The sequence below is a fragment of the Kitasatospora sp. NPDC056273 genome, from assembly GCF_042268845.1.
In the GTDB taxonomy this organism is placed as follows: Bacteria; Actinomycetota; Actinomycetes; order Streptomycetales; family Streptomycetaceae; genus Kitasatospora.
Genome location: NZ_JBHJSJ010000100.1, coordinates 1 through 15,325, shown reverse-complemented (window position 1 = coordinate 15,325; position 15,325 = coordinate 1). Strand labels below are relative to the sequence as shown.

The 15,325-nt window shown below is 74.2% G+C and carries 16 protein-coding genes; 11 read left to right on the top strand and 5 right to left on the bottom strand.

The annotated features are described in order from the left end of the window. On the top strand, positions 1-676 hold a 676-nt coding region (locus ACFCY1_RS40550; RefSeq protein WP_375877745.1), incomplete at its 5' end, for an NAD(P)H-binding protein. 65 nt (positions 677-741) lie between these two features. Here ACFCY1_RS40550 and ACFCY1_RS40545 read toward each other — a convergent pair. Continuing rightward, positions 742-2,679, bottom strand: a complete 1,938-nt coding sequence (locus ACFCY1_RS40545; RefSeq protein WP_375877744.1) for an ABC transporter ATP-binding protein — start codon at positions 2,677-2,679, stop codon at positions 742-744. A 536-nt stretch (positions 2,680-3,215) separates the two neighbouring features. Between ACFCY1_RS40545 and ACFCY1_RS40540 the strand changes: the two genes are divergently transcribed. Continuing rightward, positions 3,216-4,028, top strand: a complete 813-nt coding sequence (locus ACFCY1_RS40540) for a hypothetical protein (RefSeq protein WP_375877743.1) — start codon at positions 3,216-3,218, stop codon at positions 4,026-4,028. A gap of 128 nt (positions 4,029-4,156) precedes the next feature. Here ACFCY1_RS40540 and ACFCY1_RS40535 read toward each other — a convergent pair whose 3' ends face one another. Further along, entirely contained in the window at positions 4,157-4,738 is a 582-nt protein-coding gene (locus tag ACFCY1_RS40535) for a helix-turn-helix domain-containing protein (RefSeq protein WP_375877742.1), read from the bottom strand. A gap of 255 nt (positions 4,739-4,993) precedes the next feature. Between ACFCY1_RS40535 and ACFCY1_RS40530 the strand changes: the two genes are divergently transcribed. After that, on the top strand, positions 4,994-5,791 hold the full coding sequence (locus ACFCY1_RS40530) for an aldolase (RefSeq protein ID WP_049649115.1): 798 nt from the start codon (positions 4,994-4,996) through the stop codon (positions 5,789-5,791). Beyond that, on the top strand, positions 5,791-6,693 hold the full coding sequence (locus ACFCY1_RS40525; RefSeq protein ID WP_375877741.1) for a dihydrodipicolinate synthase family protein: 903 nt from the start codon (positions 5,791-5,793) through the stop codon (positions 6,691-6,693). Before ACFCY1_RS40530 ends, ACFCY1_RS40525 begins: the two co-directional genes overlap by 1 nt. A gap of 73 nt (positions 6,694-6,766) precedes the next feature. Here the strand turns inward: ACFCY1_RS40525 and ACFCY1_RS40520 are convergent, their stop codons facing one another. The 3 genes from ACFCY1_RS40520 to ACFCY1_RS40510 all read right to left on the bottom strand — a co-directional run bounded on the left by ACFCY1_RS40520 (position 6,767) and on the right by ACFCY1_RS40510 (position 9,288). Further along, entirely contained in the window at positions 6,767-7,414 is a 648-nt protein-coding gene (locus ACFCY1_RS40520; protein WP_375877740.1) for a 2'-5' RNA ligase family protein, read from the bottom strand. 126 nt (positions 7,415-7,540) lie between these two features. Further along, the gene (locus ACFCY1_RS40515) at positions 7,541-8,323 is read right to left on the bottom strand and encodes a hypothetical protein (RefSeq protein WP_375877739.1); all 783 of its coding nucleotides are present in this window, start codon (positions 8,321-8,323) and stop codon (positions 7,541-7,543) included. Continuing rightward, positions 8,320-9,288 (bottom strand): ABC transporter ATP-binding protein, encoded by a 969-nt coding sequence (locus ACFCY1_RS40510; RefSeq protein WP_375877738.1) that lies wholly within the window; start codon positions 9,286-9,288, stop codon positions 8,320-8,322. The genes ACFCY1_RS40515 and ACFCY1_RS40510 overlap by 4 nt, the downstream gene beginning before the upstream one ends. A 164-nt stretch (positions 9,289-9,452) precedes the next feature. Between ACFCY1_RS40510 and ACFCY1_RS40505 the strand changes: the two genes are divergently transcribed. The 7 genes from ACFCY1_RS40505 to ACFCY1_RS40475 all read left to right on the top strand — a co-directional run bounded on the left by ACFCY1_RS40505 (position 9,453) and on the right by ACFCY1_RS40475 (position 15,281). Continuing rightward, positions 9,453-10,718, top strand: coding sequence for a sensor histidine kinase (locus tag ACFCY1_RS40505; RefSeq protein WP_375877737.1), 1,266 nt, complete (start codon positions 9,453-9,455; stop codon positions 10,716-10,718). Continuing rightward, positions 10,715-11,413, top strand: coding sequence for a response regulator (locus ACFCY1_RS40500; RefSeq protein WP_375877736.1), 699 nt, complete (start codon positions 10,715-10,717; stop codon positions 11,411-11,413). The genes ACFCY1_RS40505 and ACFCY1_RS40500 overlap by 4 nt, the downstream gene beginning before the upstream one ends. Before the next feature lie 142 nt (positions 11,414-11,555). Further along, positions 11,556-12,167 carry a hypothetical protein gene (locus tag ACFCY1_RS40495; protein WP_049649109.1) on the top strand — a complete coding sequence of 204 codons (612 nt, stop codon included), beginning with the start codon at positions 11,556-11,558 and terminating at the stop codon, positions 12,165-12,167. Positions 12,168-12,375: 208 nt separating this feature from the next. Then, positions 12,376-12,861, top strand: a complete 486-nt coding sequence (locus ACFCY1_RS40490; protein WP_375877735.1) for a hypothetical protein — start codon at positions 12,376-12,378, stop codon at positions 12,859-12,861. A gap of 124 nt (positions 12,862-12,985) precedes the next feature. Beyond that, the gene (locus tag ACFCY1_RS40485; RefSeq protein WP_375877734.1) at positions 12,986-13,936 is read left to right on the top strand and encodes an SDR family NAD(P)-dependent oxidoreductase; all 951 of its coding nucleotides are present in this window, start codon (positions 12,986-12,988) and stop codon (positions 13,934-13,936) included. A 124-nt stretch (positions 13,937-14,060) separates the two neighbouring features. Then, positions 14,061-14,363 carry a hypothetical protein gene (locus ACFCY1_RS40480; protein ID WP_117485848.1) on the top strand — a complete coding sequence of 101 codons (303 nt, stop codon included), beginning with the start codon at positions 14,061-14,063 and terminating at the stop codon, positions 14,361-14,363. A 96-nt stretch (positions 14,364-14,459) separates the two neighbouring features. Further along, positions 14,460-15,281 carry a hypothetical protein gene (locus tag ACFCY1_RS40475; RefSeq protein ID WP_375877733.1) on the top strand — a complete coding sequence of 274 codons (822 nt, stop codon included), beginning with the start codon at positions 14,460-14,462 and terminating at the stop codon, positions 15,279-15,281. The last annotated feature ends 44 nt before the right edge of the window (positions 15,282-15,325 follow it).

Here is a 15,325-nt window from a genome sequence, read left to right as displayed (position 1 = left end):
TTTCGCCCGGGGGGGGGTGGGGTTTGGCGGGCGGGGGGCCGCCCACCCCCCCCCCGCGGCCGCGCCCCCGCCCCCATCCGGCGCCGGCCCCGCGGCCGGCGGGGTCCGCCGGATCGTCCTGCTCTCCTCCCAGGGCGTGGCGACCAGGCCCTTCGGCCCGACGCGGATCGCGATGCGCGCGGTGGAGGACGCGCTGCGGGACTCCGGACTGGACTGGAGCATCCTGCGGCCGGGCGGCTTCGCCTCCAACGCCCTGTGGTGGGCCGAGTCCGTCCGCGCGCACCGGGTCGTCGCCGCACCCTTCGGCGACGTCGGTGTGCCGATCGTCGACCCGGCGGACATCGCCGAGGTCGCGGCGGCCTGCCTGGTGGACGACCGGCACACCGGCGCCGTGTACGAGCTGACCGGTCCGGAGGTGATCACCCCGCGCCGGCAGGCGGAGGCCGTCGCCGCCGCGCTGGGCACGCCGGTGCGGTTCCACGACCTCACCCGCGAGGAGGCCGGGGCCGCCATGGCCCGGAGCATGCCGGTGGAGCTCGCCGAGGACACCCTGGACATCCTCGGCTCCCCGAACCCCGCCGAGCTGCGCGTCAGCCCGGACGTGCGGCGGGTCCTCGGCACCGCCCCGCGCACCTTCGCCGACTGGGCCGCCCGGCACGCCGCCGCGTTCCGCTGAACCCGGTCGGCACCGCCGGAACGTCCAGGGCCCGTCGGTCCACTACCGGCACCGGATGCGGGAGTTCACGACGCGTCCTCCTCCGGCACAGCGCACCGGACCGCGGCACCTCCACGCTGGGTGGGAAGGCCGGTGCGCTCGTTCTGCAGGTCCCACAGTTCCCTGAACCGGCCGCCCTCCTCGGCCACCAGCTCCGCGAACGTGCCCTCCTGGAGGACCTTTCCGTCCTCCAGGACGACGATCCGGTCGGCGACGGCCACGTTGGTGAGCCGGTGGGTGACCAGGACGACCGCCCGCTCCCGCGCGACCGCCCGCAGGTTCTGGAAGATCCTGTGCTCGGCGCGCGGGTCGAGGGCGGCGGTCGGCTCGTCCAGGACGAGCAGCCCGGCCTCGCGGTGGAACGCACGGGCGATGGCCAGGCGCTGCCACTGGCCGCCGGACAGCTCCTCACCGCCCATCCACTCCACCGCGAGCAGGGTGGACAGGCCCCGGCGGAGCCGGGCGACGACGTCGGCCGCCCCGGAGGCGTCGGCGGCGCGCAGCACCGCCGCGTCGCCGTCGGCGGTGGGCTGGCCCAGGGTGATGTTCTCGCGGCAGGTCAGCGGCCAGCGGGCGTAGTCCTGGGGGACGACGGCGACCTGGCGCCACAGGGCGTGCGGGTCGAGGTCGCGGGTGTCGGCCGCGTCCCACCGCACCGCTCCGGCGTCGGGCAGGTAGAGCCCTGCCAGGAGCTTGGAGAGGGTGGTCTTGCCGGAGCCGTTCTCCCCCACCAGGGCCAGGATCTCGCCGCGTTCGACGTGCAGGTTCACCCCGTCCAGCGCCTTGCGGTCGGAGGCGGGGTAGGCGTAGTCGAGGTTCTCCACCGCGATCCGGCGCGGGGCCTCGGGCGTCCCGGTGCCGCGCTTGGGCCGGTGGCCGCCGGCGGTGTCGAGGAAGCTCGACCAGTCGTCCAGGTACATGCCGGTGCGGAAGAGGTCCGCGCCGTAGCCGACGATGCCGCGCAGGCTGGTGCTGACAGCGGTCAGGGCGAACACCGCCGCGCCGCCGCGCGGCAGGCTCATCCGGCCGGTGCTGACCAGCCACAGCATCGCCGCCCACACCACCGCGGTGCCGAGGCCGGAGGCGGCGGCCCCGATCACCGACACCCGGGCGCTCTGCATCGCCGCGCGGCGCGAGGTGGCGTCCAGCCGCCGGCCGACCTGGTCGTACTTGACGAGCAGGAACTCGCCCATGGTGTCGGAGCGGACCTGGTCGGCGTTGCGTTTGAGGTGGATGTACCAGCGCAGGTTCGCCATGATCCGGCGGTCGCCGACGGCCGCCCGGTTCGCCAGGAACTGCACCCGGGCGGCGTGCACCGACGCGATGCCCTGGGGCAGCGCCGCCAGCACCAGCAGCGGCAGGAGGGCGGGGTGGAGCACGGTCAGCACGCCGGCCGCGCCGAGGAGCGAGGCGAGGGAGGCGAGCAGGTTCTGCGCCTCTCCGACGATGTCCACGCAGACCTCGGCGCCGCGGTCGGCGGCCTCCAGTTCGTCGTTGTAGCCGGCGTGGTCGTAGGCGGTCAGTTCGGCCGCCACGGTGGCGCGCAGCACCGCGGCCTCCGCCTCCCGGGAGATGCGGGGCGACAGGTGGATGGTGATGGTCCGGATCGTGATGCCCAGCAGGGAGCGGGCGCCGGCCGCCGCCGCGATGACCAGGATCGACGGCGCCGCGCGGGTGAGCTTGTCGCCGACCTGCCCGGGGCCGAACAGGGCCGAGATGGTGCCGGTGGTCGCGAACAGGCCGGCCGCGCCGAGCACCGCGGAGACGGCCTGGCAGGTCAGGAGCAGCGCGACGGAGGTGCGGTCGATGCGCCAGCCGAGGCGGAAGGCGCGGACGACGAGCGCGGGCAGGCGGCGGGCCATCGCGCTGACGCTGATCGCCTCGATCGCCGCGATGCGGCGTCCGTCGGCGAGCCACTGCAGTTCCTCGTCGGCGGCCTCGGCCGACGCCGTCGTGGTGCTCAAGCGTTCGCCTCCTCGCGCGGAGCGGGGGCCAGCGGCAGGCGGGCCACCAGGGCCCCGGGGACGGGTGGGACGTGGATCGACGGGGCGGGGGAACAGGCCACAGATCCTCCAGGAGCGGAGCGGTGCGCGGACGTGCGGACTCACCGGTCCCGGCCGACAGGAAAGCTCAAGTGGCCTTTCCTCAGGCCGAGTTGACCGGTCCGACGGAGTCGTTACGGGCGGCTGGGCGTCCGATGATGGTGCTGTTCGAGCGCGGCGTTCAAGTGGATTCGCCTCCGGGCGAGCCCGGGTCGAACGGGGACTTTTCGAGCACGTTCCGGGCATGGTTCAGCGCATATGCCAAGCGGACGGGCGGCGCACGGCCGTCGCCGGATTCACCCGTTCGGCTGGTCTGCTGCCCGAGGGGCTGCCGCGCCGCCAGGCCCCTGAGGCGGGTGGGGCGGCAGGAGTTGAGTACGGATACTCATGTCCCGGGCCAACTGGATCGGGCACGATGCTCACCGTCAGTGAGCTTGTGCGGAAGGGTTCTTGTGTCCATGGTCCGAAACAACGTCAGGATTCCCCTCGTGGTCGGCGCGGCCGCGATGGCCGCGGCCGTCGTCGCCGGGTGCTCCTCCGACCCCGGAGCGGGGTCGGGAACCGGCCCGGGAGCCGTCCCCGACAAACCGTCCGCGACCTCGGGCGGCGCCGGCTCCCCGGGTGCCGCCCCGACGTCCACGCCGACGCTCCAGGCGTCCGGCGCCCCGGCGTTCGGCTCGCCCAGCAGTACGCCGACCGGCCCGCCGATCCCCACCGGAGCCGCCCTGCGCGAGCTGCTGCCGACCGCCGCCACGCTGCCCACCGGGTGGCGGATCGAGGGCAACGGCAGCGAGAACGACTCCGGCACCTACGTCCTGGAGGAGCCGGCCAAGCCGGTCCTGCCCCAGGAGCCGTGCACCCAGATGCGCCTCGCCGGAAGCGTCCTCTCCCTGGACTACAGGGCCTCGGGCGCGACGAACGAGGTCTACGACGGCGAGAACAGGGTCGAGGTCTACCTGGGCGCCTACCACGCCGGCGACGCGGCCAAGCTGCTCGGCGAGATCCGGGCGTACGCGGACCGCTGCACGTCCTTCACCGGCAAGGGGATCGACGGGAAGGCGATTCCGCTGACCGTGACGCTGCAGCCGGTGCCGGGGCTCGGCGACGAGGCCGTCGACGTCAAGAAGGTGCCCCAAGGCCCGTACCACAGCGAGGAGATCGTGGTGACGCGGATCGGCGACCGGCTGCTGTTCCTCAGCGGCGACAACATCCTCGGCCGACTGCCCAACCTCATGCAGCTGGCGGTGCCGCTGTCGAAGACGGCCAGGTGAGCGTCGGATGAGCGCCGGGTAGTCGGCCCGCCCGGGACGACGAGCCCCCGGGGCGGTGGCGCCGGCGGCGACCTCGGCGTCACCGCCCGCGGCGGAGCGCGAGCCCGGACAGGCGCGCCCGCCGCGGCTCAGGGCAGCCGGGAGTACGGGGGCCGGGCGTCGTCCGGAGCCCCGTGGTCGCTGGAGACCAGCAGGAGGACCGTGGCGCGCCGGGTCCCCAGCGAGCGCAGCCGGTGGGGCGTCGTGGCCTTGAGGTAGACGCAGTCGCCCGGGTCGAGCGTGATCGCGCGCGACGGGAGGACCAGTTCGACCCGTCCCTCGTGGACGAAGACGAACTCCTCGCCGGGGTGGTCCCGGAACGGGGCGGGGCCGTCGTCGAGCGGCGGGTAGAGCATGAACGGGGTCATGCCCTTGGCGCCGGCGTCGAGCGCCATCCCCTCGTAGCGGGTGCCGGGCTCGTCCGGGGCGGTCAGGGCCTGGCGCTCCGCGGCCCGGGTGACGGTGACCTCGCTCAGCTCCTCGGCCTCGGCGAAGAGGCTGTCCAGGGGGACTTCGAGGGCCTTGGCGAGGGAGGCGCAGACGGCGATCGAGGGAACGCTCTGGCCGCGTTCGACCTTCGACAGGTAGCTCTTGGTGACGCCGGACCGCTCGGCCAGCGCCTCCAGGGTCATCAGCCGTTCCTTGCGCAGCTGCCGCACCCGGTTGATCACTGGTTCTTCCTCTCCCGTGCCATCCACCTCCGATGACACACCGTGTCCTCTGGCGGGCCATGCTACGCCGCGGCGCCGCCGGTACGCCCGGGAGGCCCCGCCGGCCGTCGCCCCGCCCACCCTCGCGACCCGTATCGCACTCGCCGCTCTTGTCCCAGGAAACCTTGTGTCCTATGGTGAACAACGTTTCCTCCGGAGCCGCGGCTCCGGACACAGGCCTGGCCGCCGGGGCGAGGCCGGAGAACCGGAGCACACATGGCGAACACCCTGCAGGACTCGAAGGACGTCCTCGTCGACCGCGCCGCGCGGCAGATGGACCGGCACTTCGGGGACTCGACACTGACCACGCGCCAGAAGCTGGCGCTCACCTGCCGGATCGCGTACGACGGCGGCCACGACTCGGGGCTCGCCGGGCAGATCAGCTCCCGCGGGCGCGAGCCGGGCACCTACTACACCCAGCGCCTGGGCCTGGGCTTCGACGAGATCACCGAGGACAACCTGCTCCTGGTGAACGAGGACCTGGAGGTCCTGGAGGGCACGGGCATGCCCAACCCCGCCAACCGCTTCCACTCCTGGATCTACCGGGCGCGCCCGGACGTCAACTGCGTCATCCACACCCACCCGCTGCACACCGCCGCACTGGCCATGCTCGAAGTCCCGCTGGTGGTCTCCCACATGGACACCACACCGCTGTACGACGACTGCGCCTTCCTCAAGGACTGGCCGGGCGTGCCGGTCGGCAACGAGGAGGGCGAGATCATCACCGCCGCCCTCGGCGACAAGCGGGCCGTCCTGCTGGCCCACCACGGCCAGCTGGTGACCGGCTCCACGATCGAGGAGGCGTGCACCCTGGCGCTGCTCATCGAGCGGGCCGCCCGCCTGCAACTGCTGGCGATGTCGGCGGGGACCATCCAGCCCCTGGACCCGGCGCTCGCCCGCGAGGCCCACGACTGGACCTCCACCGACCGGCGCAGCCGGGCGAACTTCGCGTACTACGCGCGCAAGGCACTGCGCACTCACCCCGACTGCGTCAACGGACAGGTGGACCTCTGATGACCAATCCGCCCCTGCAGGGCATCATCTCCTACCCGGTCACCCCCTTCGACGCCGCCACCGGCGAGGTCGACCTGGCCGCACTGCGCGGGCTCACCGGCGACCTGGTCGCCGCCGGCAGCCACGCCGTCGCCCCGCTGGGCAGCACCGGCGAGAGCGCCTACCTGACCGGGAAGGAGTGGGACGCGGTCTGCGAGACCACCCTGGACGCGGTGGCCGGGCGGGTGCCCACCCTCGTCGGCGTCTCCCACTGGAGCACCGAGGGCGCCGTCCGCCGCGCCCGGGTGGCCGCCCGCCACGGCGCCACCGCGATCATGGTGCTGCCCCAGGTGTACTGGAAGCTGACCGCGGACGAACTCGCCCGGCACTACGACGAGGTGGCCCGCGCCACCGACCTGCCGATGATGCTCTACAACAACCCCGGCACCAGCGGCGTGGACCTGCGCCCGGAGACGGTGGTCGCGCTCGCCCGGAAGATCCCCAACCTCACGATGGTCAAGGAGAGTTCGGGCGAGGTGTCCCGCTTCCGCGCCATCCGGGAGCTGTCCGACGGAGAGCTGTCCGTCTACAACGGCAGCAACCCGCTCGCCCTGGACGCCTTCCGCGCCGGAGCCGCCGGCTGGTGCACGGCCGCCCCCTGCCTCGTCCCGCAGCCGGTGCTTGAGCTCCACGCCGCGGCCGTCGGCGGACAGCAGGAGCGCGCGGACGCGCTGTTGCGGGAGCTGCTGCCCTTCCTGCGGTTCATCGTCCGGCACGGCCTCCCCCGGACCGTCAAGGCGGGCCTGGAGATCCGGAACCGCCCCGCCGGGCCGCCCCGGCCGCCGCTGCTGCCACTGCCCCCGGAGGAGACGGCGCAGCTGCGGGAGCTGCTCACCGGCCTCCTCCCGCCCTCCGCCGCCTGACGGTGCCCGCCCCCACCGGCTCCCCTGTGCGAGGACACCCGTCCCCGCACAGGGGAGCCGGCACCACCAGGGCCTACTGGTCGAGCCGGACGGTGGCGACGGTGTCCCAGCAGATCCGCCACCCCGGCAGGTCCGCACCGGGCACCGGGACGCGCCGCCAGAACACCTCGTTGACGATGATCCGGTTCACGGTGAACGGGGCGTGGCCGGGCCGGACCCGGTGGATGGCCTGCGCCAGCTCGTCGCTGTCGGTGTCGGCGGCCGCGTAGGCGGCGGTGGTGTGGAGCACACCGAGCGGGTACGCGGTGGAGTCGGGGCCGAAGACCCGGTGGACGGCGCCGCGGACGCGGTGCTGGAGGGCGGCGAGGTCGCCGTCGGGGTGCAGGTCGAGGCGGACGCCGGTGCGGTAGGCGAGCGGCGAGCCGGCCTGGAGGGCGATCGGCCCGCTCCCGGCCACCGCGGCCCGCAGCCGGTCGGCGAGGTCGCGGCGTTCGGCGTCGGTGACGGCGTCCGCCGGGGCGGAGGTGAGCATGTCGAGGGTGATGTGCGTCCGCTCGTCCGGCACCGGCAGGACGGGGAAGCCGGCCAGGGCCTCGCGCAGGCCGGCGAGGAGCGTGTGCAGGGCCGAGCCCGCCGGCAGGTCGGGCAGGGCGTACACCTGGAGGGCACGCAGGCCACCCGGCCAGGGCCGCTGTCCGAAGGTCGGGTGGAACGCTTTCACGTCGCCTCCTGCTGATCCGGTTCGGTGGCGGCCCGGCGGGGCGGCGGCCCGTCCGGGGTGAGGCTGTCGACCGTACGACGGGGTTCAGCGTACGGGCGGATCCCCCGCTCCGTACCGGCCCCGGCGTCAGGCGTCCCGGCGGGACAGGCCGAGGGCGGCCAGGGTGAAGGCGACGGCGAGGTAGCCGGCCAGGGCGGCGAAGCAGCCGACCGGGCCGAGGCGGTCGGCGCCCGCCGACGCGACCGTGGTGCCGAGGCCCTCGAAGACGCTCTGCAGGCCGAACCGTGACACCCCGTCGCCGAGCGGTGCCAGCAGCACCGGGGAGAGGAAGAACAGGCCGAACAGGGCGGCGACCGCGCCCGCCGTGTGACGCAGGACGAAGCCGAGCGCGAGGCCGAGCAGGGCGAAGGCGGACAGGAACAGGCCGCAGCCGACCACGGCGCGCGCCACGCCCGGGGCGCCGAGCGGGACGGCGAGGTGCCGGCCGCTCAGGGCGCGCCGGCCGAGCAGGAAGGTCAGGAAGGCGAGCAGCTGCCCGAGCAGCGCCGAAACCCCGCCGACCACCAGGGCTTTGGCGACGAGCACCTGGCCGCGCCGGGGCACGGCCGCGAGGGTGGTGCGGATCTGGCCGGTGGTGTACTCGCTGGAGGCGGCCAGCGTGCCCAGGGTGCCGACGGCCAGCACGGCGACGTAGAAGCCGCCGGAGAAGCCGTAGCGGACCGGATCGAAGCGCTCGCGTTGCTCGGCGCTCCAGGAGGCCCAGTTGTCGGCCGCGCTCGCGTAGTCGATCAGGCCGATGAACAGCGCGGCGGCCAGGGCCACGACCGCCGCGAGCGGGGTCGCGCGGACGCTGCGCAGCTTGACCCACTCCCCGGCCAGGGCACCCCGGGTGGTCGGTGCGGTGCTCATGCGGTCCTCTTTCCGGGAGACGTGACGGAATCCGTGGCGGGAGTCGTGACGGAAGGCGTGGAGGTGGCCCGGTAGTCAACCGCGCCGCCGACGGCGTCCATGAAGGCCTGCTCCAACGAGGCCTGCCGGACGGCGAGTTCGTGGACACCGATACCGTGCCCGGCGGCCAGCTCGCCGATGGCGGACGGCTCCAGGCCGACGACGGCCAGCGCTCCGGCGGGCTCCTCGCCGACGGAGGCCGCCCCGGCCGCGCGCAGCAGCCGGGCCAGCTCCGCCGGACGGGCGCAGCGCACCAGGACGTCGGTGCGGGCGTACTCGGCGAGGAAGTCGGCCGTCGAGCCGTCCGCGACGAGCCGTCCGCGCCCGATGACCACCAGGTGGTCGGCGGTGAGGGCCGTTTCGCTCATCAGGTGCGAGGAGAGCAGGACGGTCCGTCCTTCGGCGGCGAGGTCGCGCAGGAGGGTGCGGATCCACTGGACGCCTTCCGGGTCCAGTCCGTTGACGGGTTCGTCGAGCAGCAGGACGGGCGGGTCGCCGAGCAGGGCGGCGGCGATGCCCAGGCGCTGCTTCATGCCGAGCGAGAAGCGCCCGGCCCTGCGCCGGGCCGCCGTCGCCAGACCGGTGAGTTCCAGCACCTCGCGGACCCGGCGGGGGCCGATGCCGTTGGTGACGGCGAGGCCGAGCAGGTGGTGGCGGGCGGAGCGGGCGGGGTGGACGGCACCGGCGTCCAGCAGCGCGCCGACCTCGCGCAGCGGCTGGCGCAGCGAGGCGTACGGGCGGCCGTTGACGGTGGCCCGCCCCGCGGTCGGGGCGTCCAGGCCGAGGATCATCCGCAGGGTGGTGGACTTGCCGGAGCCGTTCGGTCCGAGGAAGCCGGTGACCCGGCCGGGGTGGACGGTGAAGGTGAGTCCGTCCACGGCGAGGGTGCCGCCGTAGCGCTTGCTGAGGTCGCGTACCTCGATCATCGTGCTGCCTTTCCTTGTGGCGTGCCTCCACGCTCCCGTCCGCGCCGGGGGCCCGGCCTCCCACCGTGGGCGGAATCCCGGCATCGGACGGGGGCCGGTCTCTGCCCGTGGTCGTAGGCCTGGGGGGCGATGCCCCGGCGGCGGGCCGCCGCTAGCCTGGGGCGATGTCCGACATCCCGCGCCCGCCGGTGACCGGAAGGCTCCGCCCCGGCCACTGGGTTCTGGTCGACCTGGCGGTCTCCCTGGCCCTGACCGTGCTCACCTGGCTGCGGGTGCTGGACGCCTACCGGGTGTTCGACCCGCACCACCGGGGCTACGCCGAGCCGACCGCGACCGAGCTGGTGACGGTGCTGGGGTGCGTGGTCGTCGTCGGCGCGGCGGCCGGCCTGCGGCGGCTCGCGCCGGTGGCCGCCGCCGGGGTGGTGTTCGCCGCCTGGGTGGTGGTCGTGGCGGTGGCCGGACGGCTGACCATCGCCAACCTGGCCGGGTTCCAGGTGGTGTTCGCCGCCACGATGACGGTCTACCTGGTCGCGGCGGTCGGCGCGCCGCGGATCGGCGCGGCCGCGCTGGCGTTCGGGCTGGTGGGCGCCGGGCTGAGCGGGTTCGGCTCGCGGGAGCTGTGGAACAACCTGGTGTTCGCCGCGCTGGCGGTCGTCACCGCCTGGGCGCTCGGCAGCGCGGCGGCCCGCTACCGCGCGTACGGGGCGGAACTGCGCCGCCACCAGCTGGACCTCGCCAGGGCCGAGCTCGCGGAGGAGCTCGCCGAGGAGCGCATCCGACTGGCCCGGGAGCTGCACGACGTGATCGCGCACAGCATGAGCGTGGTCAACGTCCAGGCGGGGTACGGCCGTTTCGTGATCGGCCGGGATCCGGCGAAGGCCGAGCAGGCACTGGACGCCATCCAGGCGGTGAGCCGGGACGCGATGGTGGAGATGCGCGGCCTGCTCACCGTCCTGCGCGGGGCCCCGGCCGAAGGCGCCGACCGTGGAGCGGGCGCCGAGTTCGCCCCCGCGCCCCGACTCGCCGACCTGGAACGGCTGGTGGCCAGCAGCGCGGAGGCCGGGGTGCGGGTCGAGCTGCGGGTCGGCGGCCGGGTCCGGACGCTGTCGGACGGCGTCGAGCTGTCGGCGTTCCGGATCGTCCAGGAGGCGCTGACCAACGTGGCGAGGCACGCGGGCACCGACTCGGCCCGGGTGGACGTGGCGTACGAGGAGGACCGGTTGGTGCTGGAGGTGACCGACCCCGGGTGCGGCACCCTGAACGGTGCCGGGACAGGCGAGGGGCACGGCCTGGCCGGGATCGCCGAACGGGTCGGCCTGTACCGGGGCCGCCTGGAGGCCGGGCCGGGCCCGGACGGCGGCTTCCGGGTCCGGGCCGTCCTGCCGCTCGCCGAGGCCGCGGTCGAAACCGTCGTCGAGGCCGCGTCATGACGGCGGCCGGGGAGCGCCCCGCCCCGCCGATCCGGGTCGTGGTCGCCGACGACCAGGCGCTGGTCCGGGCCGGCCTGGCCGGGATCGTGGCCGCCGCCGACGGGTTCACCGTGGTGGGCGAGGCCGCCGACGGCGCGCAGGCCGTCCGGCTGGCCCGCACCGAGCACCCGGACGTGGTCCTGATGGACATCCGGATGCCGGGCACCGACGGCCTCGCGGCCACCCGGCGGATCACCGCCGAGAGCGGCGTACGGATCCTCGTCCTCACCACCTTCGACCTGGACGAGTACATCTACGGCGCGCTGCGCGCCGGAGCCTCCGGCTTCCTGCTCAAGTCCACCCCGCCCGAGGACCTGCTGACCGCGATCCGGGTGGTCGCCGCCGGGGAAGCGCTGCTCGCCCCGAGCGTCACCCGCCGGCTGATCCGCGCGTTCGCCGCCGCCTCCACCGGCCCCGCCGAACCGCCGGCGGACCGCGACGGCGAGCGGCAGCGGGTCCTCCAGGCCGTCACCGGACGGGAGTTGGAGGTGCTCACGCTGATCGGCCGCGGGCTCACCAACACCGAGATCGCCGAGCGGCTGTGCGTCAGCACGGGCACGGTCAAGACCCACGTCGGCCACCTGCTGGCGAAGCTCGCCGCCCGCGACCGCGTCCACCTGGTGATCACCGCCTACCGGGCCGCCCTGGTCTCCTGACACCCGCCCCGGGCTCCTGGACCCCGCCACCCGTGACAGCGGGTGATGACGCTACTCGGCGCAGCGGGTTTGCCGCCCGTCAGCGGGCCCGGAACGCTGGGAGCCCGGGGGGAGCCACCCGCCACACCAGGAGTCCCCGCAGATGTCCCCGAAAACCGTCGCCGCCCTCGCCGCGGGCCTCGTCGGCACCATAGCCCTCGCCCACGTCGCCTTCGCGGGCGCCCCCGTCACCCTGAACATGGCCACCGGCAGCGCCGAGTGCACGCTCACCTGGGCGAAGCCCGGCATCACCTTCAAGGCCCTGACGCCCGGCGGCAACGCCGCGTCCTTCCGGGACGTCGACGCCACCGGGACGGTCACCATCGACCTCACCTCCGTCGGCAACCCCGTCACCCTGGCGAACTCCGTCTACATCCGGACGGCGGCCAAGGGCGGCTTCACCCTGACCGACGCCTCCGGCCACTACGTGCAGGTCTCGAACCTCGAAGGCAGCCTCTCCGGCGACAGCACGTTCGTCGTGCAGACCAGCAGCGATCCCGCCGGCACCCGCCTCCCGGTGTACAACATCCCCACCCGGCCCCGGATCAGCCCGGACGTGCAGTCCGTGCTGCCGCCGCGCGTCAACCTCGCGCTCTCCGACATCTGGATGAGCGTCCTGCCCGAGTTCGCCACCGTCATGAACCAGACCTTCGGCGACGGCACCCTCCGGCCCGGCGACCAGCTCGGCACCTGCACCGCCCGGACCACCTCCTGACCGGGGCGCCGACCGGGTACGGGTGACGGTGTCGGCCCGGCCCCTGACCCGGCGTCCGAGAGGATCCCGCCCGATCGGCCCCGGCCTCGGCTGACGCCGGTCCAGACGGGCGTTCATCGTTTGTCTACCGCCATCGCGCATGATCGTTCCTGCACAGCGCGCCCCACCCGTTCGGGGGCGCGAACGGACGAGAGAGGCACACGGGGAAATGAAGACGACGAAGAAGCTGCGGAACACGGCCCTGGGGATGGCGGCCGGCCTGCTGGCCCTGGTCGGGACGGTGACGTCGACAGGGACCGCACACGCCGACGTGCCCACCGCGTACCTGGACGAGCCCGGCATCCTCTACCGCGGCGGCCACATCGAGGCGGGCGACACCCAGCTGGTCCTGCAGAACGACGGCAACCTCGTCCTCTACCGGGCCTACCAGGACCCGAGTCTCGTCCACGCCGTCTGGCAGGCGCCCAAGACCTGGGGCTGCGGCTACAAGGCGATCATGCAGGGCGACGGGAACTTCGTCGTCTACGACGTCAACAGCCACCCCTGCTGGAGCGCCGACACCTTCAAGCCCAGCTCCCTCGCGAACGCCAGCCTCGCGGTCTCCGCCCTCGGCGGCCTCAAGGTCGTCTTCGTCAACCCCAGCGGCGGCCGGAGCATCAGCTGGGCGACGATCCGCAGCTCCGACCTGTACTAGGCACGGTGTCGGCGGTCTGCCGGTGGTGACGGTGATCCATCAGCGGTCTGTGGGTGGCGCGTTGTTCATTGGCCGGGCGGTGCGTCGCCGACGACGCACCGTCCGAGCCGAAGGAGCCCCCGTCATGTCCTCCACCTACCCCAGCCGGCTGTGGGACGTCCACCGGCTGCCCTCCGCCGCCGGCAGGTCCTTCCTGGTCACCGGGGGCAACGCCGGGATCGGCTACTTCGTCGCGGAGCAGCTCGCCGGGACCGGGGCCGTCGTGGTGCTGGGGAGCCGGGACGGGGCGAAGGCCTCGGCCGCCATGGCCTCGATCCGCTCCCGCGTCCCCGGTGCGCGGCTGCGCCACCTCCGGCTGGACCTCGCCGACCTGGCGTCCGTGCGGACCGCCGCGGACGGTCTCGGACTCGACCGCCTCGACGCGGTGGTCCACAACGCCGGTGTCGCGCTCGACGATCCGCCGCGGTGCACGACGAAGGACGGTCACGAGCTGATGTTCGGGGTCAACCACCTGGGGCACGTCGCGCTGACCCGGGCCCTGGCGCCCCTGCTGTCCGCGGCGCCCGCCGCCCGGATCGTGACGGTGGGGAGCTTCGCGGCGCGCTCCGAGCGGCTGGACCCGGACGACCTCCAGTCGGCCCGGGACTACCGCCCGAAGCGCGCCTACGGCCGGTCGAAGCTGGCGCAGATGTCCTTCGCCTTCGAGCTCGACCGCCGCCTGCGCGCCCGCGGCAGCACCGTGCTCAGCCTGGTGGCGCATCCCGGCGGCGCCCTGGACTCGCTGACCCCGGCCCGCCCGGGGGTGCACGCGGCGACCCGCGGCAGCCGGCTGCGGGGCGCGCCCGCCGGGCTGCTGCTCCAGGGCAAGGACCGCGGCGCGTGGCCGATCGTCCGGGCCGTCCTGGACCCGCGGGTGCGCGGCGGACAGCTGTGGGGGCCCAGGGCCTTCGGCCTGCGCGGCGCACCGGAGCTGGAGCCGGTCCGCGCCCACATGACCGATCCGGCCCTCGCCGCACGCCTGTGGGACGCCAGCTGCGAAGCGGCCGGCGTCGAGCCCGACCTGGCCCTCCTGTAGCGGCGGCTTCGTCCCGGCGGCTCCCCCGGTGCCCGTCCCTCCCAGGAGGTGGCAGGGCGCGCGCGCCGGGGGGACCCTGGAGGGGGCGGCCGGCTGCCCCGCGCGGAGCCGAGGAGGTTGACCCGTGAGGTTCATCCAGATCATCGAGTACCGGACGAGTCGGATCGACGAGTTCAACGCCCTGATCGACAGCTGGGTCGAGAAGAACGCGGGCCACCGGCTGGCGACCCGCTCGCTGCAGACCCGTGACCGCGACGGCGAGAACGTGTACCTGAACATCGTGGAGTTCCCCTCGCACGAGGCGGCGATGCGGAACTCCGACCGCCCTGAGACCTCGGAGTTCGCCGCTCGGGCCGCCGCCCTGTGCGACGGGCCGCCGGTGTTCCGCAACCTCGACCTGGTGAACGAATGGACCTTCCAGGCCTGAGCCGACGCACGGACGCCGTACGGACAGGCGGCGGGGACGGCCGGATTCCGGTCGGCCGGTAGATTCGCTCCCTCACCACCGACCGAGGGAGCCCCCGTGCCCGACCGGCCCAGCCTGCTGTACGTGACCGACCTGGCCTACCCCGCCCGCGGCCGGCGCTACGGCGACGAGGACGTCCTCCTCACCTCCCGGCTGCGGGAGCACTTCGACCTGGCCCTGTGCCACCCGCTCGACGCCCGGTCCCTGATGGGCCGCTTCGACGGGGTCGTGGTGCGCAACAGCGGCCCGGTGCTGCACTACCGGGAGGAGTACGCCCGGTTCCGCTCCCAGGCACTGGCCGACGGCGTACGCGTCTACAACCCGCTGACCGGGCGGGGCGACATGGCCGGGAAGCGGTACCTGCTGGACCTGACCGCGTCGGGCCACCCGGTCATCCCCACCGTCGACCGGCCGCAGGACCTCGACCGGCTGCCCGCCGCCGAGCGCTACGCGGTCAAGCCCGAGGAGGGCGCCGACAGCATAGGCCTGCGCTTCCTCACCCGTGAGGAGCTGGACGGCGTCGAGTGGGGCGAGGTGCTGGTCCAGCCGCGGATCGACTTCCGGTACGAGGTCTCGTTCTACTTCGTGGACGACGCCTTCCAGTACGCCCTCCACACGCCCGACCCGGCCCGGCGCTGGGTGCTGGAGCCGTACGAGCCGAGCGCCGCCGACCTCGCGTTCGCCCGCGGCTTCGTCGACTGGAACACGCTCGCCCACGGGATCCAGCGGGTGGACGCCTGCCGCGCGCCGGACGGGCGCCTGCTCCTGGTCGAGCTGGAGGACCTCAACCCCTACCTCTCCCTCGACCTGGTCTCCGAGGACGTCCGGGAGGGCTTCGCCCGGGCCATGGCGGACTCGCTGCGCCGCTTCCTGGATTGACCCCGACCGGTTACGCCGCCGCCCCGGGAATCGCCTCCCGGGGC

Coding starts and splice junctions, on each gene's coding strand:
- ACFCY1_RS40540 (WP_375877743.1), top strand. CDS start 3,216: ATGGTCCGAAACAACGTCAGGATTCCCCTCGTGGTCGGCGCGGCCGCG.
- ACFCY1_RS40530 (WP_049649115.1), top strand. CDS start 4,994: ATGGCGAACACCCTGCAGGACTCGAAGGACGTCCTCGTCGACCGCGCC.
- ACFCY1_RS40525 (WP_375877741.1), top strand. CDS start 5,791: ATGACCAATCCGCCCCTGCAGGGCATCATCTCCTACCCGGTCACCCCC.
- ACFCY1_RS40515 (WP_375877739.1), bottom strand. CDS start 8,323: ATGAGCACCGCACCGACCACCCGGGGTGCCCTGGCCGGGGAGTGGGTC.
- ACFCY1_RS40510 (WP_375877738.1), bottom strand. CDS start 9,288: ATGATCGAGGTACGCGACCTCAGCAAGCGCTACGGCGGCACCCTCGCC.
- ACFCY1_RS40505 (WP_375877737.1), top strand. CDS start 9,453: ATGTCCGACATCCCGCGCCCGCCGGTGACCGGAAGGCTCCGCCCCGGC.
- ACFCY1_RS40500 (WP_375877736.1), top strand. CDS start 10,715: ATGACGGCGGCCGGGGAGCGCCCCGCCCCGCCGATCCGGGTCGTGGTC.
- ACFCY1_RS40495 (WP_049649109.1), top strand. CDS start 11,556: ATGTCCCCGAAAACCGTCGCCGCCCTCGCCGCGGGCCTCGTCGGCACC.
- ACFCY1_RS40490 (WP_375877735.1), top strand. CDS start 12,376: ATGAAGACGACGAAGAAGCTGCGGAACACGGCCCTGGGGATGGCGGCC.
- ACFCY1_RS40485 (WP_375877734.1), top strand. CDS start 12,986: ATGTCCTCCACCTACCCCAGCCGGCTGTGGGACGTCCACCGGCTGCCC.